The sequence below is a fragment of the Ammoniphilus soli genome, from assembly GCF_040813775.1.
This window is the reverse complement of the sequence record NZ_JBEGDL010000017.1, coordinates 1-25495: the sequence shown is the minus strand read 5'-3', so window position 1 is coordinate 25495 and position 25495 is coordinate 1. Positions and strand designations below refer to the sequence as shown.

Here is a 25495-nt window from a genome sequence, read left to right as displayed (position 1 = left end):
TTTCGCTATTAACCCTGTTAACTTAACAATCGGGATTCGATTGCTTTACACAGCTACTCGATCCCTTTTTGTTTTGCTCAAGTAAAGGCGCAGTATAACGAAAAAAGACATGAGCTAACTGAACTAACGAGAATCGATAATGTATGACGGACGGCTGCTTGAGGCATCCGTCTTTCTATTTACTGTGTTAAACATTCCTGTAGAGACTAAGAAATAGCCTTTGCCAAAAAAGGAGCGCCTCGGTATGATGGGTTTGTCGACGAGTTAATAAACTCAACACCATCAAGGAGGCGCTCTTATTATGAAGTATAAGAAATCTGATGTTCAAAATCAACGAATTGAACGAATTACCACTTCTCATCTCGTTGTGGGTATCGATATGGCAAAAGAGACTCATGTAGCACAAGCTACGAATTATCGAGGGATTGTTCTCACGAATCGGCATTTATCGTTTAGTAACTCCATTGAAGGATTTGAAAAACTACAGCGGTGGATGGATGGTTTACTGCAAAAGCACCGATTGAAGAGCCTCATCATTGGAATGGAACCTACGGGTCACTATTGGTGGAACTTGGCGAATTGGCTTACAAACAAGGACATACAAGTCGTGTTAGTCAATCCGGCTACTACCAAAAGAAATAAGGAGAACCGCGACAACTGCCCTTCTAAAAGTGATCCGAAGGATGCCCTCGTCATTGCAGACGTTGTAAGCCGCGGCTATTATTACGACTATACCCAGCAAGCCACTGTCTTTCAACGGCTTCGTACGATGATGAGTGATCGTGAATTTTGGGTTACCCATAGTGTCCGGTTGCAAAACCGAATTATCCGCTGGTTGGATATTCGTTTTCCTGAGTATACGTCGGTTTTTAAGGATTGGACCTGTAAACGTTCGATGGCGACCCTCAAAGAGTTTCCAACCCCGCAGGATCTTACTTCTCAATCGGTAGAGGAAGTGATTACAAGGTGGAGGAAGCATATGCAAAGAGCAGGAGGCATTACGGGTAAACAAAAAGCCGCTGAGCTTCTCTTTCAAGCGAATCGGAGTGTAGGTGACAGAACGGCCTTCATGAGGCTAAGCAGGATTTTAAGCGGTTAATTGATGAATACGAGCGTGTCGTTCAAATACTGGAGAGTATGGAAGCACAAGTCATAGAATTGCTCGAAGATATTCCAGTGGCCGGTCAACTTCGAACCATTAAAGGTCTTGGTCCTATCTTTATAGCAACAATTTTGGCGGGAGCAGGCGATCTTAAACAATACGCCCATGGACGTCAGCTACTACGTAAGGCGGGCTTAAATCTAGCCGAAAGCATGTCGGGTAAACGAAAAGGGCAAATTGTGATCTCGAAACGAGGGGATGCCACTTTACGAAAGTATTTGTATCTCGCTACTCTCCAACTTATAGCAAATAATCCTGTCTTTCGAGAGTTACATGAAAGAAACGTTCAAGACAAGCATATGAAGAAGCAAAAGTCCGTATTAAAGCTGCTAGGAAAACTAGCACGAATCCTAATCGGAATCGTTCAACGAGGGGAAAGATTTTCTCCAGATAAAGCTACTCCTATCTATGATCAGGCTGCATAGAATAAAGATGTTCTCCTAGTTCACCTTCCCTTCGGTCAGGTTCACTACGGAGCTACATCCTCTACTACCCGGATTAGAACCGTCATTATACCTTTAGAACAGTTACTGTACCCAACGTAGATTGACTCATTCGCAGGATTTAACAAAGAAAGCACGGAGAACCGAGTTTCTGCCCAAGAAGGGCCTAGACCCGTTCGCTAAACGCTATCGGTCTCCACACCTTGGTCAGGTATAACGATGGAATGTAAGGGCTTAGACCCGTTGAGACATGGGATGGTGAACCTCCAAGGATTTAGTGGAATGCGTGCAGAAGATTACCTATTGGAGAAATATTCCAATGTTTCTTCTATTCCCGCATGCCCAAAAACCGAGATCATCGGTTCTCTCAGCCTATGATCCAACCGATCAATGTCTGCTAAGGTGATGAAATCCTGCGAATCAGTGAGCATACGTGAGAAAAACCCTTAATACCGAGGGACGGGCAGAATACTTCAATACAAAGCTACGATTCGGTTAAAAGAATTAATTTCCCATTTGATGGGAAATGTAAGGAAAGATAAAGAATTTCGAGGTGAAGTAAGGGTGCAAGTAGCCAAGATCAGTTCAAAAGGGCAGATAACGATACCGAAGTTCGTTCGTGAAGTCCTATATCTTTCGGAAGGTGACAAACTTGCCTTTGTTTTTGAGGATGGTAAAATTTCTATCCGAAAAGTAGATATAGAAAAATTAAAATCTGCCATAGAGGAATAGTCCTGTGTTCTTTATAGGTTGGTTTGTTATTTCATGGGTTGTATGGTTTATCTTTGCTGATAAAAAACGGTGGAGAGAAATAATCCCTGTTTGTACTTTTGCAGGATTTTTAGGTGCAACAACAGATACTATTGTGACCTATTACCCAGTTTGGGAATATAAAGCAAACGGTAAAGAAACACTAATGCCTTATATGCTTGATGATTTTGGTATTTATGTGGTCGTAGTTTATCTTTTTATACAATGGCTACCTGAAAAAAAATCATTTTGGCGGATGATACGATACTTTTTTTATTGGACAGCGATAGCCATTTCCATAGAGACTATTTTTCTTATGACAAAACATATCGAACACATTAAATGGTGGAAGTTATGGCATTCATATGCCGCTGATTGGTTTTTGTTTTGGTTGTTTTATAAATACCATAAAATTTTAAGGTTTAATAAATTATCGGATAATACAGGGACCAATTGAAACATGCACAAATACTGGTTTCCGTTTACCATATTGGTTATTAACCTTTTAATTACAAAGAGAAGATTAGTCATGTTTAAGCCCTTCGGAATGTAACCTAGAGAGGCTTTTTACATCCGTGGAAAGAAAAAGTTATTAAGTTATCGGGATTCGATAGCGTGACAAACAGGCGACAATTAAGGTCGTCTGTTTTCATTTACGTCTGTAATGGTGATTGGATTTTAGTGAGACGGAAAATTGGTCAAGCTGGTAACACGAATAAAGGAGGAGTACATCATGGAATATTCCTGGCTTTCTGTGTTACCTTTTTTAGTTGTTATTCCCATCGCCATATGGTTGAAGGAAATTATGCCTGGTTTGATTATAGGGCTGCTCATCGGATCATTCAGTTTAGATCCAACCATAATAGGAGGTCTAAAAAAATCTATACAATATATCATTCAGACCATGGCCAACTCGGATAATATCAAAATCATTTCGTTTCTCTATCTTTTTGGGGGACTTATTGGCGCAATGCAGATATCCGGGGGAATAAAGGGATTTTCCCAATGGATTGGCTCAAAGGTACGTTCTGAACGAGGGGTGGTGCTGCTGATTTGGCTTACCATTCCATTTACCTTCATGACTCCGATGTTTCGGATCATGATGATTGGACCCGTTCTGAAGTCATTGTCTGAGCGTATCAATATGAGCAAGATGAGGGTGGGCTATGCTCTGGATGTCTCAACAGAACCCATCATCGTCATGCTCCCGGTTGCTACCGCGTTTGTCGGTTTCATGGTCTCTGTTGTCAGTGGAGCTATGCAGCAAAATGCCATTTCCGGTTCCGCTTACCAGGTTTTTCTATTCAGCATCGTCTTTAATTTTTATGCTATTATCATGCTTATTATTGGCCTTTTCACAACCTTTCGTTCCACATCAACGGTGAAACAGGAATCAGCCGGCGAATCTAAGAACGGAGAGGGAAATGAGCTGCACCGGTCCGGCATCAAGAAAGAGCTCTCCTTAGTAGATGCTAAGCCTTGGAACCTCATCGTTCCCTTAATTTTGCTTTTATCGCTTACGTTGTTTTTATTGTGGGAAGATGGACAAAGGAGAGGGGGAGAAACATTATTAGAAGCCTTTGCAGTAGCGGATGCCACCTTTGTGATGTTGTTGGCCATCTTTATCACTCTCTTGTTCACCTTTCTATTTTACCTTTTGCGGAAAGAAAAATTGCCGGAAATCATGTTTCATTTTTTTGATGGAGGCAATCAACTGATGACGGCCATTTTGCTTCTAATCCTTGTATGGTCACTTTCCTTGGCCGCTGAGGATCTGGGTTTTTCACAGTTTGTTTCTTCGACGTTAGGCACTTTTTTGCCTGGTTTTACGGTTCCTGCTATTGTGTTTACTCTGGGCTCACTTGTTTCATACTTTATCGGCACCTCCTGGGGAACTTGGGGATTATTCATGCCATTGGGAGTGGCTTTGGCAGCAGCAACGGGGGCAAGTATTCCCATGACGGTTGGCGCCGTATTTGCCAGCGGGACCTTTGGTGCATTTGCATCGCCAATAGGTGATACTACGATTACCACGGCATCGATCATGGAAATGTCCATCATTGAATATGCAAAATATAAGCTTAAAATATCTTTGATTGGTGCAGCCATCTCCATAGCAGCTTATATTCTCGTAGGGTTATGGTTATAAGCCTATCGGATGAAAAAAGTTAATCAGTATCCGGTTCCCTTAATCTAGCCGGCGAAAGGCCGATAGAAGAAAACACTAAATTTAGGCTAGAGTAAGGAAGTGGCTACAATGACCATTTTTACAGAAGTATTAATGCGATAACTTTCAAATATTAAGGATGGAGATGTTACCTGACAAGGTTGCTTCGGCATCTTTTTTGTTGTTCTGCTAACAGAAATCGATAGTTGAAGAAGAGCAGTGTGCCATCGCTGCTCTTTTTTGTTATTGAAGTATTGGGCAGGAACGCGGAATAAGGCATATAGCAGATAAGTGTATTCTCCATTCACGGGTTGTCCATTCCTTCAGTGTGGGATACCGAATTCGTATAATAACTTTCTTTCTCAATCACAGCAAATTTCTTCAGTAAATTCCTTTTAGTAATCTGAATGGATCTTTCAACTAACGGAGACAATGTTATATTTTTCTTATAAACAATACCTAATGTAATAGTAGGCGGGTTGTCTTTAAAAAAGGCATAGTCAATTTTAAAGGATTTCCACTTTCCTACACTGCCGATTAACATTTTAGGGACAATACTTATTCCTAAGCCAGCGCTTACAAGGGAAAGAATGGTGTCTAAACTTTGACTTTCCATAACAATGTTTGGTTCGATATTGTTCTTTGTAAAGTAGCGGTCTAATACAGTGCGCATTCCCCCACTTTTAGGCAATATTAGCGGAAGATCATTAAGTCTGGCTATCCGGATGTTTTTTGCTAGAAAAGATACATCTTCATTTTCTATAAGAGAGTGATTTCGAGGAATTGCAAAAATAAATGGTTCAGAAACTATGGGCTCGTAATGCAAATTGTAGTTATTAGAGGAGACGGATACAATGGAAAAATCAATTTGTTCTTTTTCCATTAGTTCCTCAAGTTCTTTAGAAAATGACTCAATTGGGGTAACCTCAATAGGTGGTGCAGCCTCTTTAAAATCATTTAAGAGATCTGGCAAAAGAATGTTACTCAATGTAAAAGTGGAGCCTATAGTAATCCTGTTTAATGTACCATTGGATAAATTCTGTATTTCTTGTTTTGTTTCCTCATAGATGGCCAGTATTTTCATTGCACTTTCAACAAAAATTTTTCCTTCTTTTGTTAATACAATTGGATTTTTTGAACGATCGAAAATATTGACTTGCAAATCACTTTCTACCTTTTTGATAAATTGACTCAACGATGGCTGTGCAATAAATAATTTTTCAGCCGCCTTCGAAAAACTTTTTTCTTCAGCGACCGCGAGGATGTATTTTAAGTGGCGGAAATTCATTGCATCAGCTCCTTCAAGAGATATAGATAAAAACCTATACTATTTATTGTGATATCAATATTATCATATATAGTATAGCCTATGGTATAACTAATACAAGAAATAAAGCGTTAACATATTGTAAATTTAAAATATTCTATGTGAATGGGGGAGTAAACGGGAATTAAATGACGGTATTAGGGAATGTATTTCATTAGAGTTTTTCTTTTGTTTGATATGAAACTTTGTTATCGAAATTTATCACTTATGTATGGGTTAATAATCAAGAACTTAAAGGGTGGAGAAATGTACAAGTTAAAACAAAATATACCGTCAAATTATTTCGTAGAGCTTTATACTAATATTGTTTTTCGGCAGTTTGAAAATAATAGTCCATTGCCTGGGAACAAACAACTAAAATTTGATTTTCTGCAGCCTAAAACGGATAGGAGTACTCCCTTAATCATTTTCATTAAAGGCGGCGGATTTGTAAACATGTTTAAGTCAAAATATCTGCCGCAACTGATTTCGTTTGCTCAAAAGGGATTTGCTATTGCCAGCATTGAGTACAGAACAAGCAATGAAGCAAAATTTCCTAGTCAGCTTTATGATGTAAAGGCAGCCGTTCGTTATTTTCGGGCTCATGCAAATCAATATAATATCGATCCCGATAATATTGGTGTTTGGGGCAATTCCGCGGGCGGAAATTTAGCTTCATTATTAGGAACAACGAATAGAAACCCTGAATTTGAAGGAAAAGGAGAATATTTGAATGTTTCCAGTGAGGTGAAAGCTGTAGTAAATTGGTATGGTGTCATTGATATGCTAAAAATGCCGGATACCCGTTCAGATTCTTATTCCTCTTTATTTATAGGCGGACCGGTTACTGAAGAATTAGAAAAAGCGAAGAATGCAAATCCAATTACACATATTGATGAACATACCCCTCCATTTTTGATTATGCATGGCGATTCCGATAAAGTGGTTCCATTATTACAAAGTGAACTGCTGTATCAAGCTTTAAAAGAAAAGGATAAAGAGGTTGAGTACTTTGTAGTTGAAGGTGGAGAACATAGCTTTCTCCAATTTTCTACTAGAACAGATGCACTCTCTATTGTCTTTGAATTTTTTAATAGGCATCTTGGTCTTAATCTTTTAACTAATGAGAAGAAGGAGATTGTGAAATGAGGAAAACGGGTGTTCTATTCAGTTCGATTGTGTTAGTGTTTGGATTGCTTACAGGATGTAGTACTGGCAAACAGGAATCAAATGGAACGGAAACCATATCACAAGGTTCCGGAGATCAAAAGACAGTAGATTATCCAAGCAAGAGAATTAGCATTGTCATTCCGTATGCAGCAGGGGGAGGAGGAGATACATTTTATAGAACTTTTGCAAGGATAGCTGAAAAATATGTAGATGAACCGATTATTGTGGAAAATAAAGCAGGTAGCGCAAGTGCGTTGGCAATTAATGAAATGAAGAATCGTGAGGCCGATGGCCATACCATTCTCGGCATTACTCAATCGGAACCATACGCCATTGCACATGGTGATATTCCAAACACAATGGAAGATATTAAGCCCATCACCTCTTTAGTTTCAGGCAGATCATCTGTGTTTGCTTCAGCAAATGGTCCTTTCAAAACATTTGAAGACTTTAAGAAATACGGACTTGAAAATCCAGGAAAGGCGCAGATGATTTCAGCTGGTACCTTTAATAATAATCATTTAACAGCATTAGCTATTATGGATGAATTGGGAATTGAAGGGCAGTATATTCCCTACAAAAATGCTGGTGAAGCAACTAAAGCTTTAATAAGCGGAAATGGTGATGCCGGCGTTGCCAATGTCTCAGGTGCTTATGCCATGGTGGATGAAGGATCCATGCGCTTTCTAGCCATTGGAGGAGACAAGCGAATGGAAAAATACCCTGATGTTCCTCTTTTTAGCGAATTAGGGATCGTAAAAACCAACGATTTCACATACAGGGGGTTTGGAGTTAAACCGGGTACTCCTCAAGAAGTAATCGATCAATTTAATCAGATTGTAAAACAAGTGAACGAAGACCCGGAATGGATAAAATATCTAGAAACAACGGGTGAAGAACAATATTTTAAAACCGATAAGGAATTTGAGGAGATTTTTAGTAAATCCTATGAATTAGGAAAAGAAATGTTTGGAAAATTAGAAAGCAAAAAGTAATGGATCTCCAGAGAAGGGTTGGTGAAAGCCAACCCGTTCATCACAAAGAATGAATGTAGTGAGGTGAAAAAGTTGAGTTACAAGACAGCGACCTATATATCTTTGATAGTTATCATGGGTATAGCAATATTATTTTTTACGGCTTCTTTGAATTTTTCCTCTTCCTTATCACAATATGTGGGTCCGGAGACGTTTCCGCAAATCCTTAGCGTTCTGCTGGTCATTTCTTGTTTGATCAGTATCATTAAGACCAGAAGACAAAGTGACCAACATATTGATTTACCAAACCTTCGGTATATAGGATATACCATTGGTTTTATATTCCTGTTCATTTTGGCTTGGATATATATTGGCCTATTTTATATTGTTTCCGTCCTGTTTATATCCATTTTGGCATATGTTTACAACCCAGCACAACACTCTTTTAAAAAAGTGGGGGGATCTTTAGCTTTCTCCCTAATCCTGACTTTTTTTGTTTATCTAGTGTTTGATCAATTATTGAAGATATCATTGTAGTATTCTAGAAGGAGGTACAGCGTGGAATTCTTTGCTTTTATCCCTATTATTTACGTTAGAAAACTTATTTGTTATTATTTTTGGTGTTTTAGTAGGGCTTGTAGTGGGTGCTATACCTGGATTGGGTGCAGCAATAGCGATTGCTCTTCTTGTTCCTGTAACCTTCTCTTTGTCACCCGTGGCAGCTATTTTATTGCTTGTAACCGTGTATCAGGCTTCGGAGTATGGAAATTCTGTTACAGCCATTCTCATGGGAGTTCCAGGTACTCCGGCTGCAGTACCAACTATTATGGACGGAAATACGATGGCTAAACAAGGGTTCCCTGGAAAAGCATTGGGTTACTCCATGACGGGGTCCTTAGTTGGAGGAGTAGTTGGTGTTCTTGCTTTAATGTTCCTGGCCAAGCCAATTTCTAGCTTTGCGATGGGCTTCTCCGATCCTGAAATGTTTTTAATCTCGGTATTGGCCTTGTTATGTGTCGGTAGTTTAGGTACAAAAGATCTTCCGAAGAGCATTATTTCCATTCTGTTAGGATTGTTGGTGAGCACGATTGGGTTAGATACTTTAACTGGACAAAGCCGATTTACCTTTGGAAGTATACATCTAATGGATGGTCTTAGTGCCATAGCTTTATTGATAGGTATGTTTGCCATTGCTGAAGTGCTGAATATGGTTTCAACAGATTTGAATAAGAAGTATGTTACGGATATAAAAAATTTAAAGACAGGCATTACTTGGAAAGAGTTCACCGACGTAAAAAAATATATAGTGAGAAGCTCAGTCATAGGTACCTTTATAGGAATTCTTCCGGGTTTGGGAGCAAGTGCAGCTTCCTGGTTCGCTTATATGGATGCCAAAAGAAGTTCAAAAAATCCAGAGAACTTTGGGAAGGGTGAACCAGGTGGAATTGTAGCACCGGATGCCGCTAACAACGCAGCTGTTGGTGGGGCGCTTGTTCCTCTACTAAGTCTCGGGATCCCCGGTTCAGCTACAATGGCCATTGTATTAAGCGCATTTTTAATTCATGGGATCCAACCGGGACCAAGGATCTTTGAAACCAATTTTGATTTAATTGCCGCGATCTTTTGGGGTTTCCTAGGAGCTACTATTTTGTCTTATTTTTTTGGAAGATATACGACTTCGATAATGGCCAGAATGTTAATGATACCCAACTATAGGCTTGCTCCCGGTATCCTTTTTATCTCCTTAATTGGTGCGTATGCTGCTCATGGGAACGAATTTGATCTATGGATTGTTCTTATAGCTGGAATTATTACTTTCGTGTTAATAAAACTGGATTTCGCACCTGCTGTGTTTGTATTGGCATTAATATTTGGTCCGATGTCGGAGGAATATTTCCGCCGCTCATTGATGTTATCTCAAGGGGATTACAGTGTTTTTTACACTAGCATCTATAGTATTGTCTTAATTATCCTAATCTTAATTGTTATTGGGTTTTCTATTCGTCGAACATGGAATGAGAGAGCTGCTGGTTCTAGTGATGTAAAGGATCATCTATAAAAAATTATTGATCCCGCAAGGAGATCGATTATTGTGGAAGTGAAATTTCCACTCAGTGTAAGTGTTTCTTTAGATCAGTCGATTTTAGGGGAACTAAAACTTGTATTTCAATTACAATGACAAACAGAACAATATAATTGACAAAAACTCATTAAGAGGTATCCAGAATTCCTACTGTATATCATATTTGCAAAACTACCGGGATAAAAGCTTCGTTTCCAAGGCGGGGCTCTCTTCTATACTACTATAATTCTTATTTTTATCTCTAGAATGAATTAATAGAACTTGTTCCATTTAGAAAGGAGAGCAGCTGTTCCATTCCGGAACAGTCTGTATCTTCAAATTGCTATAAAATAAAGGTGCACTTAATTGGCATGGAAATTGCGAAAGGTGAAGGGTTTAAAAAACGACTTGCGTGTCCTGTCCTTAAAGTAAAAACACTCTGATTCATAAATGATCTCTTCCAAGGAAAAAGCTTGGAGCATAAGAGTAAGAGGGAAACCAAGAGAAAACTTAATTTGGAGTAGTTGTTCAACTAAAGACGGGTTTCGCTACCTGAATAACATAAAATGATTAACCCCCTCTCATTCCAGTAATGCTGGATTCAAGAAGAAAAATCCTTGGGAGGGGTTCGTCTTGTATCTAAGTGAATTGTGGAATTTATATAAGGCTGATAAACGGATTCTGGGGTTTAGTCCTCACACATTGAAGGCTTATTCTCTTCAATTGAATGTCCTCACACGTGAAATAGGTGATCTGAAACTAGAAGACGTTACCTTGCCATTACTAAAAGAATATTTGGCTAAACAGTCCGAACGTCTCAAGCCCAGTAGTTTAGGTCATCGTATTCGATTCATCAGATCCCTTTTTCGGTATGCTTTCGAAGAAGGCTATGTACCCCGTAATCCAACCCTCAAATTAAAGGAACCAAAGTCAGATAAGAGAATCCCAAAATTTCTTATCGAAGAAGATGTGATTCATCTTAAAATATCGTGTCAGTCCCTCCGAGATCATGCACTGTTACAATTCTTGTACTCCACTGGTTGTCGTGTGGGAGAGGTTCATCGATTAAACATAGAGGATATCAATTGGGAAAATGGGTCTGCTATTGTTAATGGGAAGGGTTCTAAACAACGTGAGGTTTATTTTACGACAGAATGCAAAGTATGGCTTAGAAAGTATCTAGATAGCCGGGAAGATAATTGTGAGGCATTATTTGTAACCGGGCGTAACCCGATTCGTAGGATGACGATCCCGACCCTCCGTTACGCTGTTAAATTGATTGCAGCCCGTGGCCGGATTCCTGTTAATGTTTATCCTCATCGCTTTCGACACACCTACGCTTGCCAGTTGCTTGATAACGGCGCTCCATTAGATTTTATTCAGGGGATGTTAGGACATGAAAAGGCATCAACAACCCAAATATATGCCCAGTTACGTGGAGAGCGCAGAAGAGAACTATATAAACGATTTTTTTAAGAGCTTAGAGACTCTCGATAGGTCAGAATACTTGAATCATATAATTGTAAAATTAGGAAGTATAGAAGACTTGATAAAGTATATAAACTAGTTGGTTACAATTAAATGGGTATTAATATTAAGGAAGGGAGTGCAAAAAATGGAGTTCGAAACAGTTATGCAGGAGCTTGAAGCCCTCGGCAAGGAACGAATTAAGAAAATTTACATTTCCAATGGTGCGCACGAGCCGCTTTTTGGCGTAGCTACAGGTGCTATGAAACCAATCGTAAAGAAAATAAAAATAAATCAACGTTTAGCTGAAGAACTTTATGCCACAGGTAACTATGATGCAATGTACTTTGCAGGCATTATTGCAGACCCAAAAGCCATGACTGAGTCGGATTTTAATCGATGGATGGATGGAGCGTATTTTTATATGCTGTCCGATTTTGTGGTGGCAGTAACTTTATCAGAGTCAGATATTGCACAAGACATTGCTGATAAATGGATTGCAAGAGGTGACGAGCTGAGAATGTCAGCAGGCTGGAGTTGCTACTGCTGGCTTTTAGGGAATCGCCTAGACAATGAATTTTCCGAAAGTAAGATTTCCAATATGCTTGATATTGTGAAAAATACGATTCATGATTCGCCAGAACGAACGAAATCCGCTATGAATAATTTTCTATACACTGTAGGGATTTCATATTTGCCGCTACATGAAAAGGCAGTTGAGACCGCTAAGGAAGTAGGTACAGTAGAAGTCAAACGGGACAAGAAAAAAAGCAGTTTCCTAAACGCTTACGAAAGTATTCAAAAAGAAATTGATAGGGGGAGGATTGGTTTCAAACGTAAATATGTAAGATGTTAAAAATTAGCTTCGCATCGAGGTGTTAATCCAAGAAGGATTGACGCTCTTTTTTGTTGAAGTTACTGAACTAACGGACAGGATAGTTCAAGAATAAGGAATCTTATGGTAAGGTAAAAGATGGGTAATATGAGGAGGGGGGGGGCGTAAATGAAAAAAAATTTAATTATCTTCGCAACTCTAGGGATAATATTCGGTGGTATTGCATCGTTAGTAAATTTCTTTTGGTTTGAGATTACCACCTTTGCAGGATGTTCAAATAGTGAAAATTCTACACCTTTCAAACACAAATGGCAATTGGAGCAAGTTGTTATATGCTTAGATACCCCAACCGTTGAACCTAAATTTGATAAAGAAACAGCGATAAAAATAGCAAAAGGTTATGAAGACACGGAACCTTCACAGCCTAGAAACTTAAAGTGGAGACTGACATAACTTGAGCCGAGTTAGCAACCCTTTGGAATTGGAAGATGAGGCAAGGAAAGGAAAAATATTATTAACAAGCACCCTAATAGGAAGGGTGCTTGTTTCAGTTTTCGCCTTGTCATGGGCGCTAATATAGGTAAGAGTACCGAAGAGTGTTTTTGATCATCCTCGAAGTATTCCTTTATTAAATGGGCTCTCGTAACGATCTATAGATTGCGGTATCTAACTTCTTCGATAGATCAGCAGGATAGGTTTTTTCGTAACGAGGCTCCTCTGTAACTAAACCACCGTAAAACATGATGTCATCAACACGACTAACTTCCACTTCTACACAGCTCATAGGGAAAGGCAAATCGGTGATGAGTTCCTCATTAACTTTAGCTGTACCCCTTACTGATAAGACATTCCCTGGAATGATGACGATGATTTCAACTTCTGGAAGTTCCTTGATGTTTGCAAGAAGTGGAGATTTGGGCGAAATGGCGAATCGGATTAGACTCTCATTTACCGCTGCCAACCAGGATATAGCTGTTGTATAAGTTTCCCCACTGGTATTGCTGCTGATTATGAATAACAGTTTTTCCCCTTGTAATTGCCCAACGACTTCTTGAGATAAAGTAACTCCTGTGGATTTCATATAAACCCCCTAAGAAAATGAATAGATTAAAAATTAGGACAACAAGTCTTCATAAGTATTCACTATTAATAAATGATATTTACTAATTAGTAATATTAATATACCAGAAAGCTTTAACCATGTAAATATGAATGATCCCTAAAACAATGTGCACATGCCCATCAGTGAAGGGGGATATATAGGAAGGGATTCTTCCAGTAATTCCACCATATAAAAATTTTGAAGATTTGCATTTACAAAATGATTTTTACTTGCTATATTATCAATATAAACAATCGATAAATAATATTTACTGATTGTGAACAAAATTATTGGAGGGAATTATAAATGAAAATAGGATATTTTACTCTAACCGACAATCCCATTGAATACGCACCGAACCGAAAAGATCCAAACCAAATGATTTTAGATTTGGTCGAGCAGTCTGTTTACGCTGAGGAATTAGGATATGATTCTGTTTGGGTTCCAGAGCATCATTTCAGCGTTCTGGGGGTTCTTCCTTCACCTTCTATGTTTTTATCGCATGTTGCAGCAAAGACGAAAAAAATCAAACTCGCTCCTGCAACCGTTTTACTTCCAGCTAGCCACCCTGTTCGCATTGCCGAGGAATATGCCTTATTGGATTTGTTGAGTAATGGAAGAGCGATTTTTTCCGCCGGCCGTGGCTATGACAAGCGGGAATACGATGTGTTTGGTGCTGACTTTAATCAGAGTCGCGAGATCTTCTTCGAAGGACTCGATATTGTCAAGAAAGCTTGGACCGAAAAAGCGTTCTCCTACGAAGGGAAATTTTATCAATTCCCTGAGATTGAGTTAACTCCGCGTCCAGTACAGGATCCGCATCCGCCTATTTATGTAGCCGCATTCAGTGAACCATCCATTCAAAAGGCTGCCGAAATGGGTGAACATATTATCTTTGCTCCGTTTGCTGCCAATATGGTTTTTGGAAGTCTTGAAGGCGCTGTCTCCCATTTTAATCAGTTATCTAATAAGGCTGGATTTAAAGGGAAGAAAGCATCCTGCTCCTATTTCATTAATGTGACAGACAGCCCAGAAGAAACAGAAAAAACAAAACAAAGAATGCTGCGTTATTTTACTGGTTTGGTTCCTGCCTTCCCATCCGATCCAACGACAGCCCCGCCTCATATTCGCTATTTTGTTGATATCGTTGAAAAGCTGAAGAACATGAAGACAGATGACCTTAGTGATAAGAGCATTATCGTAGGCGATGCGGAATACGTAACGGAAGCCTTAAAGCGCTGCGAAGCCGCAGGTCTTGATGAAATTATCCTATATTTTGATTTTGGTGGTCTTTCGCACAAAGAAACAATTGTAGCCATGGAACGCTTTGCTACTCGCGTTATGCCTCACTTTAAGAAAGAGGTATCTTTACAGGGGTAAAGTTGGATTGCAACGGGTTTGGGAATCTTTAAACGGATTCCCAAACCTGCTAACTTTGATGATTGATGAGGTGTTCAAGTATGATTGGCTCTATATCTCCGGGTAAGCTGATGGTCATTTTTGATGATATCCATACGAATACAGGTTATTTCATAGGAGCAGCCAAGGATGTTACTGCCGAAGCCGTAAACTTCATGATTAAAGAAGGCAAAGGGTTAGTCTATGTATGTATCACTAAAGAACAGGCTAAACATTTAGAGTTACTCCCCATGACTAACGATCAACATCAGGAAATGCATCAAAATTTCACCATTTCAGTTGACTTTAAAACCAATACAACAGGAATTTCAGCCTTTGAGCGAGCGGATACCATTAAAGCATTCACCGAGGAAAGTACAAGAGCCGCTGATTTTAGGAAGCCTGGCCACATGTTTCCCTTAGTAGGTGAAACTAACGGTTTGCTCGAAAAAATAGGGATTGTAGAAGGAGTAATGGAGTTATCTAAGTTAATATCGGGCAACTCTGCTGGATATATGTGTGAGATTTTGACTGCATACGGGGAAGTGGCTAACCTTGAAGAAGTTAACCAAATAGCTAAACTTCATGATGTAAGAATCATATTATTAAGTGAATTAGTGGACATGAAGTATGAAAATATCAACTGGTTAAAACGAATTGGCCACTCGGAACAAATGCTCTCCAATCAAACGATTCAGGTATATGAATTTGAAAACCGATTGTTCTCCTCTAGTTTTACGGTCTTCTTGAATCGCAATGCTCTCGTTGCTAAACCTTTCATCTATTATGAAACCTGCAAATGGGGGGATGTATTGGGAGTCTCCCACATGTGCTCGTGCAAGGAACATTTTGCTGATGTTCTTCAGAAAATATCTCATAATCTTAGTTCTTGTTTGATCCATCACCACATTCACCCCCAGTCTCCAGTTAAAGAAAACCAATTCATGCTAATTAAGAATCAATTAGAGAAAATGGTTGAGGAATTATGGAGTAAGGATAGCGTAGAAACCGTTTTGGTATAGGAGTGGAAATATGATATCTAATCTTTTAAGAGGAAATGTAGTGAAGGGTAGACAGTTAGGAAGGACAATCGGTTTTCCAACCGCAAATATAGAGCCTATTCAAGCAACCTGTTCACTTCCTCATGGGGTCTATGGAGTAAGGGTCTTAACAGATGGCAAATGGTACGATGGTATTATGAATATCGGGAATAGACCAACATTTGATGATGGTTTTCATACTAGTTTTGAAGTTCATATATTCAATTTCAACCAAGACATTTATAATCAACTCCTTCATGTTGAGGTCTGTTTCTTCATTAGAGAAGAGACAGCCTTTTCCGGTATAGACCATTTGGTAAGTCAAATCAAGCAAGATGTTCACTATACGAAAGAGAAGTTTGAATTCCATAGGTATAAAATGGCATTATAATGAAAGAAAAGGTAGGGTGCTTGACTATGAAAGCCAATAAGGAAGATCACGTGATTCATTTTCCGGACTTATTGTTTATAACGTTTTGCGAAAATCAGTACGGGATAAATAAGGGAATTTATAATACCATTGAGTCCTGGTTCTATGACAAGGGGTATGTGGATATTTTAGAGAGGAGAAAAACCATCATACATTTTCTTGAGTTATCACGAAAAGAAGCCCTGAAAAGCGGTAAGCTTCGGTTTGGTCACGGCGGACTTGTTCCTAAATTAAATGAATTTATGATGAATCAAAAGTATTTGTCTTTAACTTCATGATGACAAAAAATCTGAATTCCAAAGCCAAAGGTATATATTGAAGCTCCATTTCTACGGTCTGGAAATGGAGGTTTTTTATATTCACTAGTGACTTGGATAATAACCCAATCAGTGATAAGATTCATGTAGAAAAAACTAATAGAGGGTGTAAAGGTATGACAGGCAATGATGATCAAAAGGGGAACGGGATCCAATCGGTAGAATTAGGCATTGATATATTAAAGAGAATTGCTCGAGCAGGTCGACCTTTAAATATTACGGAAATAGCAAATTTATGTGATATGTCTAAAAGTAAACTGCATCGTTATTTAACGAGTTTCATCCGAGTGGGTTTCTTGAATAAGAGTGAGGACCTAAGGTATACCCTGGGTACGGACTTGTATTTACTGGGCCTTAAGGCTTCTGAGCAGATTAATGTAAAGGAGGTTGCTGCCCCTTATTTAATCGAACTGAAGGAAAAGCTAAACCAGTCTGTCGGCTTAGCCGTTTGGGGAGAAAAAGGCCCTTTCTTTATTCGTTGGGAAGAGAGCAATCGGCCCATTAATGTTGGAATTAAAGTTGGCAGTCAACTTAGTTTGACAGGGAGTGCTACCGGAATGATATTTGCTTCGTATCTTCCTGAAGATCGGATCGAAGGCTTGATGAATGAAGAAACAACTCTATCTGCACGTGAAAACAAAGAGTGGATAAGTGATGAGATGGTGAGTATCAGAAAACGTGGCTATGCTGTGACGAATGGCCGACTATTGCCAGGCGTTGCTGCGATCAGCTGTCCGATATGGAATCAAAATGGTGACCTAACAGCTGCCCTTACGATTGTAGGCTTGATTGGGATGTTAGACACGACGGAAGATTCCCAAGACATTAAAATGCTCCAGGAGAAGTCCCAGGAATTATCGAAGGCTCTTGGGTGGAACGGGGAAAGTACCAAGTCTCTTCTAAAGCCGGTTTAGAATGGCAATGTTCAGGCAAGGATAAAACCGCTTCCCTAAAAAATGGAAAGCGGTTTTGCTATTACTATGGGAGAAGCGGAACAAATTCACTGAGTATGGGTTGGTGTCCCTGATTCAATTCAAATACTTCTTCTCTTTGCACCTCGAATTTTTCCATAATGGGAAGGTCACTGCAAGAGAACAAATAAGCATCACCGGCAGTTGATACATGATGTTCATGCCAAGCCCAATTCGGAACAACAAAATAATCTCCCTGTGACCAGTCAAACCTTACACCGTCAATGATTGAATAACCAGATCCTTTATGGACGTGGTAAATCGTTGCATGGGTATGGCGGTGAGACTTGGAGCGGAAGCCGCTGGGCAATTTTTGCATCCAGGAAGCAATGCTAGGATTCGCTGTTTTTCCATTAGACGGGTTGATATACTCTACCGCATATCCATCATAAGGATCTGGCTCCAATTTGCTTAATCCTTCAAGCGCTGCTAGAGTCTGCGACCATTTGAAAGCTCCAAGGGGTGCAACTTTAGGTTGTCGATCTGAAATCGGTCGTACCATGCCGCCAGTATACCGCTGGGCTCCGAAATTGTCCGGAACAGTCGGCTGTTCAATCCTTTCCGGGTAGGGCTCAAAAAAGGTACCTCCAATGGCGTAGATCGTCGGGATATCTAAACAATCCATCCAAATCATTGGTTCTTTTCCAGGGTGGGCGTGCCCATGCCACAGCCCTTTAGGGGTAGTCAGAAAATCCCCTTCCTCCATATAGATCCTTTCACCTTGGACGATCGTATAGGCACCGTGTCCTTGGTTAATAAAACGAAGAGCACTCTGGGTATGTCGGTGTGATGGGGCAGTCTCACCCGGTAAAATTAACTGAACGGCAGCATAAAGGGTCTGTGTCGTGGAGGCCCAACCCCAAGGCTTTCTATCGGTTAACCCAGGATTTTGCAAATATATCGCACGTCTTTCCCCACCGCGGTCCGGTGTGAAAATTTCCGTGGCTTCCATCAGCTTTTTGGATAAGGTTTCCCATTTCCATAGATAAGGAACGGCCTGAGGGGTAGGCTGCATGTGCATTAAATCAGGGATAGCATTCCATAGGGGACCTAAGTGATACTTTTGGATCTCCCGATTAAAATCCTGAACCTCTTTACTCAAAAAATAATCGTTTTTTTCAGCCATTTCTTTTCACTCCCCCTCTAAGACGTTTGTTTCATACTATATTGATGAATATTTCTCTCAATTTGCTTTAAATGCTTATCTAGGTGCTCCACCAGTAAATGTTCTATTATAAAGATTAATGGTTTTGTTCCGAAGCGTGGATTCCGACTGGGAGACTCTGTGGTGAGATCTTGTTCTTCTAATGAGCCTAACACGTTCTGTACCATTTCTTTTGAATTCCGAATCCCCTCTAGTACCGCGTCCAATGATCGATGAGGGGCACTCGCTACGGCTGCTAGCCTTCCCTCATGCTGCAACCCGCGTCCCCATTCGACTCCTGGTGTTTTCGCCACTTGCTTAATCTCGTTTAACCAATAGGGTGTGGCTTCCTCCACATGGCAAAGGACCTCCATGATCGACCACACCTCGTCAGCTGGTTTCCATTCAATCAGATTCGCCTCGAGTGGTTGTACAGCTTCAATGATCTGATCTGTCGTCTGATGGATCGATTGAATAGCCTCTTGAATGTTGTTCATAATTAAATCCCCTCATTGTTTTTTCTTACTTTGTTTTCCAGTGCACCAATCCGGTCGATTTCTATGCGGACGACATCCCCATCCTTCAGGAATACTTGAGGATTGCGCGCCACCCCTACACCGCCTGGTGTTCCTGTCAAAATGATATCGCCTGGTTCAAGCGTCATCAGAGTGGATAGAAACTCTACTAAATAGGGAACGGTGAAAACAAGATTCTCCGTATTGGAACGTTGACGTTCTTCTCCATTTACCGTTAAGACCACTTCTAAACCAGAAGGATTCGTGATTTCATCTGTGGTTACTAACCACGGACCCATCGGTGCCGTTCCTTCTACCGTTTTTCCTTGAAGCCATTCAATGGTTCTCCGTTGAAGATCACGATAGGTTACATCATTTACGATCGTATAGCCTGCCACATAATCCAGAGCCTGCTCTTTAGATACATTTCTTGCTCTTTTTCCGATTACAAACGCAAATTCTGCCTCGTAGTCCAGTTGATCAGAAATAGGGAAAAAAGGAATATCGTCTTGAGGTCCGAGTATCGTATTGCTGAACTTTGCAAATACAACCGGAATGGTAGGCAATTCTCTTCCCATTTCCAAAATATGTTCCCGATAGTTATGGCCTACACAGATCATTTTTCCAGGATTTAAAAGCGGCGCTTGTAATTTCACATCTAAACATGCATGGAAGATAGGATATGAAAAAGTATTTGAAGAATTTAACACAAATTCGATAGCTTCCTTAGCGTAGGAAAGGCTTTCATCTCCACCTTGGAGAAACTCCACCATATTAGTTGGAATAAAAGCATCCGAAATAGGTTTCGCACGCAGCGAACCCTTGGAGTCCAATAAAGCACGGTAAGCGTAGTTTAAATCAACCACTTGTTGATCTACTACGGCCCCGATTCGACTTTCACCAGCATGAAGATAGGTTACTAAATGCATTTAAATTCTCTCCTTTGTTCACTATTGATAAATATAATTTATTTATTGTTTACAATGAAAATATACCAATTATATTGTGAGCTGTAAATAGCTAATTTTAATTAAATCTTTAGAAAAGAAACTATTTACAAAAAAAGTTCAGTTCGGTATATTAACAATACAAACAATTGATAAATGATGTTTATTAATTGTGAATAATATGAAGAGGTGAAGTAGAGAGACAATAATTTAGCTGGGTTCATTTATCGGGTTTTGTTCTAGTCTCAAGGGGATAAGGGGGATACGTATGCGCTCTATCAACGTTAACCAAGTAATTGATGAATCAAAATTTAACCGCTTTCATGCAATGGTACTATTTTGGTGTGCATTTATTATTGTCTTTGACGGCTTTGATTTAGTTGTATATGGCTCGGTCGTACCTGTATTGATGAAAGAGTGGTCCTTAACACCGATTCAGGCAGGTACTCTTGGAAGCTATGCCTTATTTGGGATGATGCTGGGCGCACTCATTTTTGGTCCATTGGCAGACAAGCTGGGGCGCAAAAATGTCATTATGGCATGTGTTGCGATTTTCAGCGTGTTTACCGCACTCATCGGAATGGCTCAAGGGCCTACTGAATTTGGAATCTATCGTTTCTTGGCGGGACTGGGGTTAGGCGGAGTTATGCCAAACACGGTGGCATTAATGACAGAGTACTCCCCAAGAAAAATGAAGAGTACCTTAGTTTCGATCATGTTTAGCGGCTATTCCGTAGGGGGAATGCTTTCTGCCGGACTTGGCATTGTGCTGATCCCTCGATTTGGATGGCAGTCTGTCTTTTTTGTGGGCGCCTTGCCACTACTTAGCTTGCCGCTCATGTACAAATGGTTACCGGATTCCCCGGGTTTTCTTTTGGTGAGAAACCAACAGGAGAAAATGGGGCAACTGCTGGCTACAATTGACCCGGCATATAGACCTCAGAAAAATGATCATTATGAAATTGTGCTTCCTAAAAAAGCAGGGATTGCGGTTGTAAAGCTATTTGAAAAAGGTCGCGCTTTAAGTACGGTCATGTTCTGGATTTCCTTCTTTATGTGTTTGTTAATGGTTTATGGATTAAATACATGGTTGCCCAAATTAATGGCCCAAGCCGGATATCCTCTGGGATCAAGCCTCATGTTCCTATTGGTGTTAAATTTAGGGGCTATTTTTGGGGCTGTATTCGGAGGCTGGGCAGCAGATCACTGGAATGCTAAGAAAGTGTTGATCCTATTTTACATTATGGCTGGGGTATCCTTAACCTTATTGGGTTTTAAGGCCAATACTTTGATTCTATATGTGCTCGTTGCCATTGCGGGAGGTGCGACGATCGGGACACAGATTATTGCCAATGCGTATGTCTCTCAATATTATCCGACCGAAATGCGTTCAACCGGGATCGGATGGGCCTTGGGAGTAGGGCGGACGGGTGCCATTATAGGTCCAATGATGGGTGGCGTTTTGCTTACCTTGAATTTACCCTTACATCTGAATTTCCTTGCGTTTGCGATTCCAGGAATTCTGGCCGCCATTACAATTGGGTTTGTTCAGGAAAAATATGCTGCTCTAACAATGGTTGAAGATCCTACTGAAAAAAATGGTTCTAACATCGATTCATTAGCTAACTAGATTGGCATATAAACCGCAAATCTGCTTTTTAGGAGATCTGCGGTTTTATTATTTGGATCAAATTGATTTTTTTGTAAGATCTGTAATATCACTATTTACAAAAAGGGAAGGCGTTTGCTAAAGTAAATATCGTAAATAATAAATAAATATTATTTACTAATTGTGAACCTCCAGAAGAGATCACAGATGAAAATATGATATTTTACGTTAACGGACAAACCAATTGAATACGGTTCCACACGGAAAGACCCAACCAAATGATCAAAGATCTGGTGGAACAGTGTGGATAAATGCAATATATAGAGAAATGGGAAGAGGATAATGAATGGTATTAAAAGTTCAAGAAGATAGGCCGAGTACTGGACTTCAATTTAACTTTTTTTTAGTAAGATTGGCTCTTTCTTTTTGTGGATTTATTGTTGTCTGTAATGTGTATACTATGATACCCATCATAGAAGATCTCGCTGTCCAGTTTCAAGTCTCCAAAGTAACCCTGAGTTGGGCTACAAGTTCCTTTACGTTATTTTACTCCATTGGCTTTCTTGCTTTTGGACCTTTATCGGATCGATGGGGAAGATGGCAGGTTATTGTATACGGGTTAGGCGCATTATCCATCGTTACGTTGGCTATTAGTTTTACTGAAAGTGTTTATATGATTATTATACTTAGAGCTCTCTTCAAGGATTTGCGCTTCCACTTTTGCTCCAGCAGCACTTAATGTTGTCCATACAATTGGGTCTTATTGAAGTATTGGGGAGAATAGTGGATTCATTTTTGATTGTTGAATGATTTTATACAGGTAAGTAATCGTAAAAAAATTGTTAAGGACTGGAAAAAATACAACCTTCTTGCAAGCGAAGCGTCAATATATAAGGAGGTGTTAGAAATTGAAGAAAATAATGATAACCACATTAGCTGTTGGAATTTTGGCTTTTGGTGGATTTGCTTACTTTGGTGGAAACGATGACCCCAAACATGCGGAAGCTGGAAAAAACTTCATAGAGTTAAACGAGTATGCGGATGAAATTTCTGCTATCGTTTCTACTGTTGGTTTAGAAGTGGAAGGAAGTATGAACCTTGTTAAAGGGATTAGCGATAACGAGGAACACAAAGGATTAACGCGCGTGGTTACAATCGGATTCAATGTAAAAGGATTCAACGAAGTCACAAGCGATCAAGCAAGAGAAGTTTTTGAAAAAGTGAAGCTTTTATTCCCTGAGGCGGAAGCTTTCCAATTCAGACTAGGCTTTAAAGATCAAGAAATGCAAGGTCATTGGTCAATTCACATTGACGAGGTGAATGGAGAAACAAAGCTAGTGAACTGGAAAACTAATGAGGTACATAATTACTAACGGGGATCGTTAGCTCCATAAAGGCTGCTTCGGCAGCCTTTATTAGTCATTCCGCTATTGGGCAGGTTAGTGAAATTAAATAAACTCATATTCAGTGGTATGTTTGTGTTAAAATTTAGGTAAATTTAGTCGTAATCAGGGAGGATATTCTAATGCAGTTTGAGAAAGCAAAAGAAGTGATTACTGAATTTGAACGGTTATCTGATAAGGATAAAGATTCCCTATCTATTGCACTCGAAAAGTATTTTGGCAAACAAATAGAATTCTCTTTGACCGAGTTATCCCAACTGGACGAAAAAGACCTAAAAACAATTCAATCAACAATCGGTGGCATGATTATGACAAGAGAAAATGTAACAGACGATATAGGAAGTCTCTATGAGAAATTTAAAGATAAGGATTTGCCCAATAGAATATCATTCGGACGATTACCCTCTGAAAAAGAATGGTTATTAGATGAATATGAATATGGAGAGCGAAGGAGGTACTTCTCCTCCGCTTTTTTTGTTTAAGTATCGGGCAGGAGGATAGCTCAATAAACGTGTATAAACCTTTACTTTATCCAAGGTATTAGGGGATATATGGTAAAATACAACGAGAGGAGAGGTGGAATTGAGATGTGCATAAAAAAACAATCTTTTTCAATAATTTGCTTGTTATTTCTAACGCTTTTTATATCAGCTTGTACAAATGACCAAGACAGTGAAATTACAAAATTTCAAGGGAATAAATCATTTATTGTCACACCAGAAGAGTACAAAGATAGTATAGATTTCACAATTCAGACTAAGGACTTCCCTTTGGAAGAAGAAAGAGAAATAGAAGTCAATCAATTTATTAGAAAGCTTGAAGATACAGATGTAATATTAAATAAATTGTATGTTAGGGAAAAGGACGTACTTGTAATTATTAAATTAAAAAGTAACATTGATTCAATGAAAGGGAAATTTTTAAGTCCATATGAGTTTAAAACGGAAGAAAATGTTTCAAGAGTTATCTCATCGGATGTAGATATCAAGGTTAATGATGAAAACGGTCAGAGATTAATGGAAGGTAAAGGCATTAAAGATAATGAAGTAGCGATCTTCATTCATAAAGATGACTTCAAAAATTCAAAGGAATTAGAAGTTGAAATTAACGGAATGCATTTGATGGAGTATATAAAGAAGTAGGTAAAGAAGTAGGTCTTGTTGCTAACGGAGATCGATAGTTCGAAAAATCGGGCTGCATCCGGCAGCACTTGGATGCAGCCCTAATGCGTAGTTTAACGTAAGAAACGATTCGTATTATATGATTACGGGAAGAATATCCTCCAGAGAAAAATAAATCGGAGGGTTAACAATGTTCAGGATCATTATTTGCCTCTTACTTCTCACTTTATGTCTGTTTTCAGTAAGTGATGTTTATGCTGCACCAGAAACTCCCCCGAAGCGCGAACAAGCGTCAATGGTTGATTCATTTCTATCTGGATTAGAAGCCGAGACACCAAAACAAGCTGTTGAACTATGGATTCTAGGCGTTAAAAATCGTAGTGGTGCTGTTCAATACGCAACGCTATCACCAAATTTAAAACAAAAAACAAGATATCAATTTGAGAAAAGATCTTGGGGTACGGGTCAATCAAGTCCATGGGTTGATAATGTCCGTATCATTAAAGAAGAAAAGATTAGCGATAACAAGGTAAAATATACAATCGAATACGATTTGTTAACCTCTAATTGGAAATGGGATAAAAAAGGACAAAAGGTTATTACAGTGGAAAAGAATCCAAATCGAATTACACCCCACTGGTATATAACCGAAATTACAACGAAATACAACGAGTGGGAAGCCTTCACTCCTGCCGAAATAGTAATTAGATAAAATGGTTATTGTGCTAACGGGACTCGATAGCGGAGAACGAGATGGGCATCTCTTCCCTGCTTTTTTATTGCTCTAAAGAGAAGGATAGTGAGAAAACGATGGTGTAAAATTTATGATATATTAAGAAAAACATTAACTGAGGTGTAGATCTATAATGAGTATCATTGCAATGGACGATTTGGAACAGCAGTGTTGGGAATGTAATGGGAAAGGCAAGATAAGCGAAGAAGCTTGTCCCAAATGCGATGGTAAAGGATATATTGCTACTGCTTTAGGTCAAACATTGTTAGACTTTTTTAAGAGGTATTTAGAAAAATGAAAAATTCATAAATCAACACTCTGTGCAGACCTCATCAAGAGGTCTTTTTTTGTGCGCTTGGCAGCGCATCTTACTAATCGGGTTCAAGTCCCGTGTGTGCCGACGGCCGGAAACACTAGCAGACAGACAGT

General features: G+C 39.4%; 27 protein-coding genes and 1 pseudogene. 23 read left to right on the top strand and 5 right to left on the bottom strand.

Annotated elements, in window-relative coordinates:
- Positions 1 to 301: 301 nt before the first annotated feature.
- The 4 genes and pseudogenes from ABLT31_RS25230 to ABLT31_RS25215 all read left to right on the top strand — a co-directional run bounded on the left by ABLT31_RS25230 (position 302) and on the right by ABLT31_RS25215 (position 4504).
- A pseudogene (locus ABLT31_RS25230) lies at positions 302 to 1587 on the top strand (IS110 family RNA-guided transposase).
- Positions 1588 to 2169: 582 nt separating this feature from the next.
- The gene (locus tag ABLT31_RS25225; RefSeq protein WP_367756998.1) at positions 2170 to 2337 is read left to right on the top strand and encodes an AbrB/MazE/SpoVT family DNA-binding domain-containing protein; all 168 of its coding nucleotides are present in this window, start codon (positions 2170 to 2172) and stop codon (positions 2335 to 2337) included.
- Between the two features lie 4 nt (positions 2338 to 2341).
- Positions 2342 to 2812 (top strand): CBO0543 family protein, encoded by a 471-nt coding sequence (locus tag ABLT31_RS25220; protein ID WP_367756996.1) that lies wholly within the window; start codon positions 2342 to 2344, stop codon positions 2810 to 2812.
- A gap of 276 nt (positions 2813 to 3088) precedes the next feature.
- The gene (locus ABLT31_RS25215) at positions 3089 to 4504 is read left to right on the top strand and encodes a Na+/H+ antiporter NhaC family protein (RefSeq protein WP_367756994.1); all 1416 of its coding nucleotides are present in this window, start codon (positions 3089 to 3091) and stop codon (positions 4502 to 4504) included.
- A gap of 322 nt (positions 4505 to 4826) precedes the next feature.
- Here ABLT31_RS25215 and ABLT31_RS25210 read toward each other — a convergent pair whose 3' ends face one another.
- Positions 4827 to 5810, bottom strand: a complete 984-nt coding sequence (locus tag ABLT31_RS25210) for a LysR family transcriptional regulator (protein ID WP_367756992.1) — start codon at positions 5808 to 5810, stop codon at positions 4827 to 4829.
- 285 nt (positions 5811 to 6095) lie between these two features.
- Here ABLT31_RS25210 and ABLT31_RS25205 point away from each other — a divergent pair, with 285 nt between their 5' ends.
- The 7 genes from ABLT31_RS25205 to ABLT31_RS25175 all read left to right on the top strand — a co-directional run bounded on the left by ABLT31_RS25205 (position 6096) and on the right by ABLT31_RS25175 (position 12789).
- On the top strand, positions 6096 to 6977 hold the full coding sequence (locus ABLT31_RS25205) for a prolyl oligopeptidase family serine peptidase (protein ID WP_367756990.1): 882 nt from the start codon (positions 6096 to 6098) through the stop codon (positions 6975 to 6977).
- The gene (locus ABLT31_RS25200; protein WP_367756988.1) at positions 6974 to 7993 is read left to right on the top strand and encodes a Bug family tripartite tricarboxylate transporter substrate binding protein; all 1020 of its coding nucleotides are present in this window, start codon (positions 6974 to 6976) and stop codon (positions 7991 to 7993) included. The genes ABLT31_RS25205 and ABLT31_RS25200 overlap by 4 nt, the downstream gene beginning before the upstream one ends.
- A gap of 114 nt (positions 7994 to 8107) precedes the next feature.
- On the top strand, positions 8108 to 8509 hold the full coding sequence (locus ABLT31_RS25195) for a tripartite tricarboxylate transporter TctB family protein (RefSeq protein WP_367757133.1): 402 nt from the start codon (positions 8108 to 8110) through the stop codon (positions 8507 to 8509).
- Positions 8510 to 8540: 31 nt separating this feature from the next.
- The gene (locus ABLT31_RS25190) at positions 8541 to 10031 is read left to right on the top strand and encodes a tripartite tricarboxylate transporter permease (protein WP_367756986.1); all 1491 of its coding nucleotides are present in this window, start codon (positions 8541 to 8543) and stop codon (positions 10029 to 10031) included.
- 636 nt (positions 10032 to 10667) lie between these two features.
- Positions 10668 to 11510 (top strand): tyrosine-type recombinase/integrase, encoded by an 843-nt coding sequence (locus tag ABLT31_RS25185; protein WP_367756984.1) that lies wholly within the window; start codon positions 10668 to 10670, stop codon positions 11508 to 11510.
- A 139-nt stretch (positions 11511 to 11649) separates the two neighbouring features.
- Entirely contained in the window at positions 11650 to 12357 is a 708-nt protein-coding gene (locus ABLT31_RS25180; RefSeq protein ID WP_367756982.1) for a DNA alkylation repair protein, read from the top strand.
- Positions 12358 to 12504: 147 nt separating this feature from the next.
- On the top strand, positions 12505 to 12789 hold the full coding sequence (locus ABLT31_RS25175) for a hypothetical protein (protein WP_367756980.1): 285 nt from the start codon (positions 12505 to 12507) through the stop codon (positions 12787 to 12789).
- Positions 12790 to 12964: 175 nt separating this feature from the next.
- Here the strand turns inward: ABLT31_RS25175 and ABLT31_RS25170 are convergent, their stop codons facing one another.
- On the bottom strand, positions 12965 to 13417 hold the full coding sequence (locus ABLT31_RS25170; RefSeq protein WP_367756978.1) for a PNPOx family protein: 453 nt from the start codon (positions 13415 to 13417) through the stop codon (positions 12965 to 12967).
- 327 nt (positions 13418 to 13744) lie between these two features.
- On the opposite strand from ABLT31_RS25170, the gene ABLT31_RS25165 reads away from it, so the two are divergent.
- From ABLT31_RS25165 to ABLT31_RS25145, 5 genes are all read left to right on the top strand, one after another.
- Positions 13745 to 14818 (top strand): LLM class flavin-dependent oxidoreductase, encoded by a 1074-nt coding sequence (locus tag ABLT31_RS25165; RefSeq protein WP_367756976.1) that lies wholly within the window; start codon positions 13745 to 13747, stop codon positions 14816 to 14818.
- 80 nt (positions 14819 to 14898) lie between these two features.
- Entirely contained in the window at positions 14899 to 15858 is a 960-nt protein-coding gene (locus ABLT31_RS25160; protein WP_367756974.1) for a 3,4-dihydroxy-2-butanone-4-phosphate synthase, read from the top strand.
- Positions 15859 to 15868: 10 nt separating this feature from the next.
- Complete coding sequence (locus ABLT31_RS25155) at positions 15869 to 16267, top strand: riboflavin kinase (RefSeq protein ID WP_367756972.1); 399 nt, start codon at positions 15869 to 15871, stop codon at positions 16265 to 16267.
- A gap of 26 nt (positions 16268 to 16293) precedes the next feature.
- Entirely contained in the window at positions 16294 to 16584 is a 291-nt protein-coding gene (locus tag ABLT31_RS25150; RefSeq protein ID WP_367756970.1) for a hypothetical protein, read from the top strand.
- 155 nt (positions 16585 to 16739) lie between these two features.
- Positions 16740 to 17537: an IclR family transcriptional regulator gene (locus ABLT31_RS25145; protein WP_367756968.1), complete on the top strand. Its 798-nt coding sequence runs from the start codon at positions 16740 to 16742 to the stop codon at positions 17535 to 17537.
- 64 nt (positions 17538 to 17601) lie between these two features.
- Here the strand turns inward: ABLT31_RS25145 and ABLT31_RS25140 are convergent, their stop codons facing one another.
- The 3 genes from ABLT31_RS25140 to ABLT31_RS25130 are packed head-to-tail and all read right to left on the bottom strand — an operon-like array spanning position 17602 to position 20182.
- Positions 17602 to 18720, bottom strand: coding sequence for a cupin domain-containing protein (locus ABLT31_RS25140; protein WP_367756966.1), 1119 nt, complete (start codon positions 18718 to 18720; stop codon positions 17602 to 17604).
- Positions 18721 to 18737: 17 nt separating this feature from the next.
- Complete coding sequence (locus ABLT31_RS25135) at positions 18738 to 19235, bottom strand: DinB family protein (protein WP_367756964.1); 498 nt, start codon at positions 19233 to 19235, stop codon at positions 18738 to 18740.
- 2 nt (positions 19236 to 19237) lie between these two features.
- Positions 19238 to 20182, bottom strand: a complete 945-nt coding sequence (locus ABLT31_RS25130; protein WP_367756962.1) for a fumarylacetoacetate hydrolase family protein — start codon at positions 20180 to 20182, stop codon at positions 19238 to 19240.
- 286 nt (positions 20183 to 20468) lie between these two features.
- Between ABLT31_RS25130 and ABLT31_RS25125 the strand changes: the two genes are divergently transcribed.
- From ABLT31_RS25125 to ABLT31_RS25095, 7 genes are all read left to right on the top strand, one after another.
- Positions 20469 to 21830 carry an MFS transporter gene (locus ABLT31_RS25125; RefSeq protein WP_367756960.1) on the top strand — a complete coding sequence of 454 codons (1362 nt, stop codon included), beginning with the start codon at positions 20469 to 20471 and terminating at the stop codon, positions 21828 to 21830.
- 325 nt (positions 21831 to 22155) lie between these two features.
- Positions 22156 to 22548 (top strand): MFS transporter, encoded by a 393-nt coding sequence (locus tag ABLT31_RS25120; RefSeq protein WP_367756958.1) that lies wholly within the window; start codon positions 22156 to 22158, stop codon positions 22546 to 22548.
- A gap of 169 nt (positions 22549 to 22717) precedes the next feature.
- Positions 22718 to 23182: a hypothetical protein gene (locus ABLT31_RS25115; protein WP_367756956.1), complete on the top strand. Its 465-nt coding sequence runs from the start codon at positions 22718 to 22720 to the stop codon at positions 23180 to 23182.
- Between the two features lie 152 nt (positions 23183 to 23334).
- The gene (locus ABLT31_RS25110; RefSeq protein WP_367756954.1) at positions 23335 to 23694 is read left to right on the top strand and encodes a hypothetical protein; all 360 of its coding nucleotides are present in this window, start codon (positions 23335 to 23337) and stop codon (positions 23692 to 23694) included.
- A 105-nt stretch (positions 23695 to 23799) separates the two neighbouring features.
- Positions 23800 to 24354, top strand: coding sequence for a hypothetical protein (locus tag ABLT31_RS25105; protein WP_367756952.1), 555 nt, complete (start codon positions 23800 to 23802; stop codon positions 24352 to 24354).
- 169 nt (positions 24355 to 24523) lie between these two features.
- Complete coding sequence (locus tag ABLT31_RS25100) at positions 24524 to 25045, top strand: hypothetical protein (RefSeq protein ID WP_367756950.1); 522 nt, start codon at positions 24524 to 24526, stop codon at positions 25043 to 25045.
- Between the two features lie 154 nt (positions 25046 to 25199).
- Positions 25200 to 25364 carry a tryptophan RNA-binding attenuation protein gene (locus ABLT31_RS25095; RefSeq protein WP_367756948.1) on the top strand — a complete coding sequence of 55 codons (165 nt, stop codon included), beginning with the start codon at positions 25200 to 25202 and terminating at the stop codon, positions 25362 to 25364.
- The last annotated feature ends 131 nt before the right edge of the window (positions 25365 to 25495 follow it).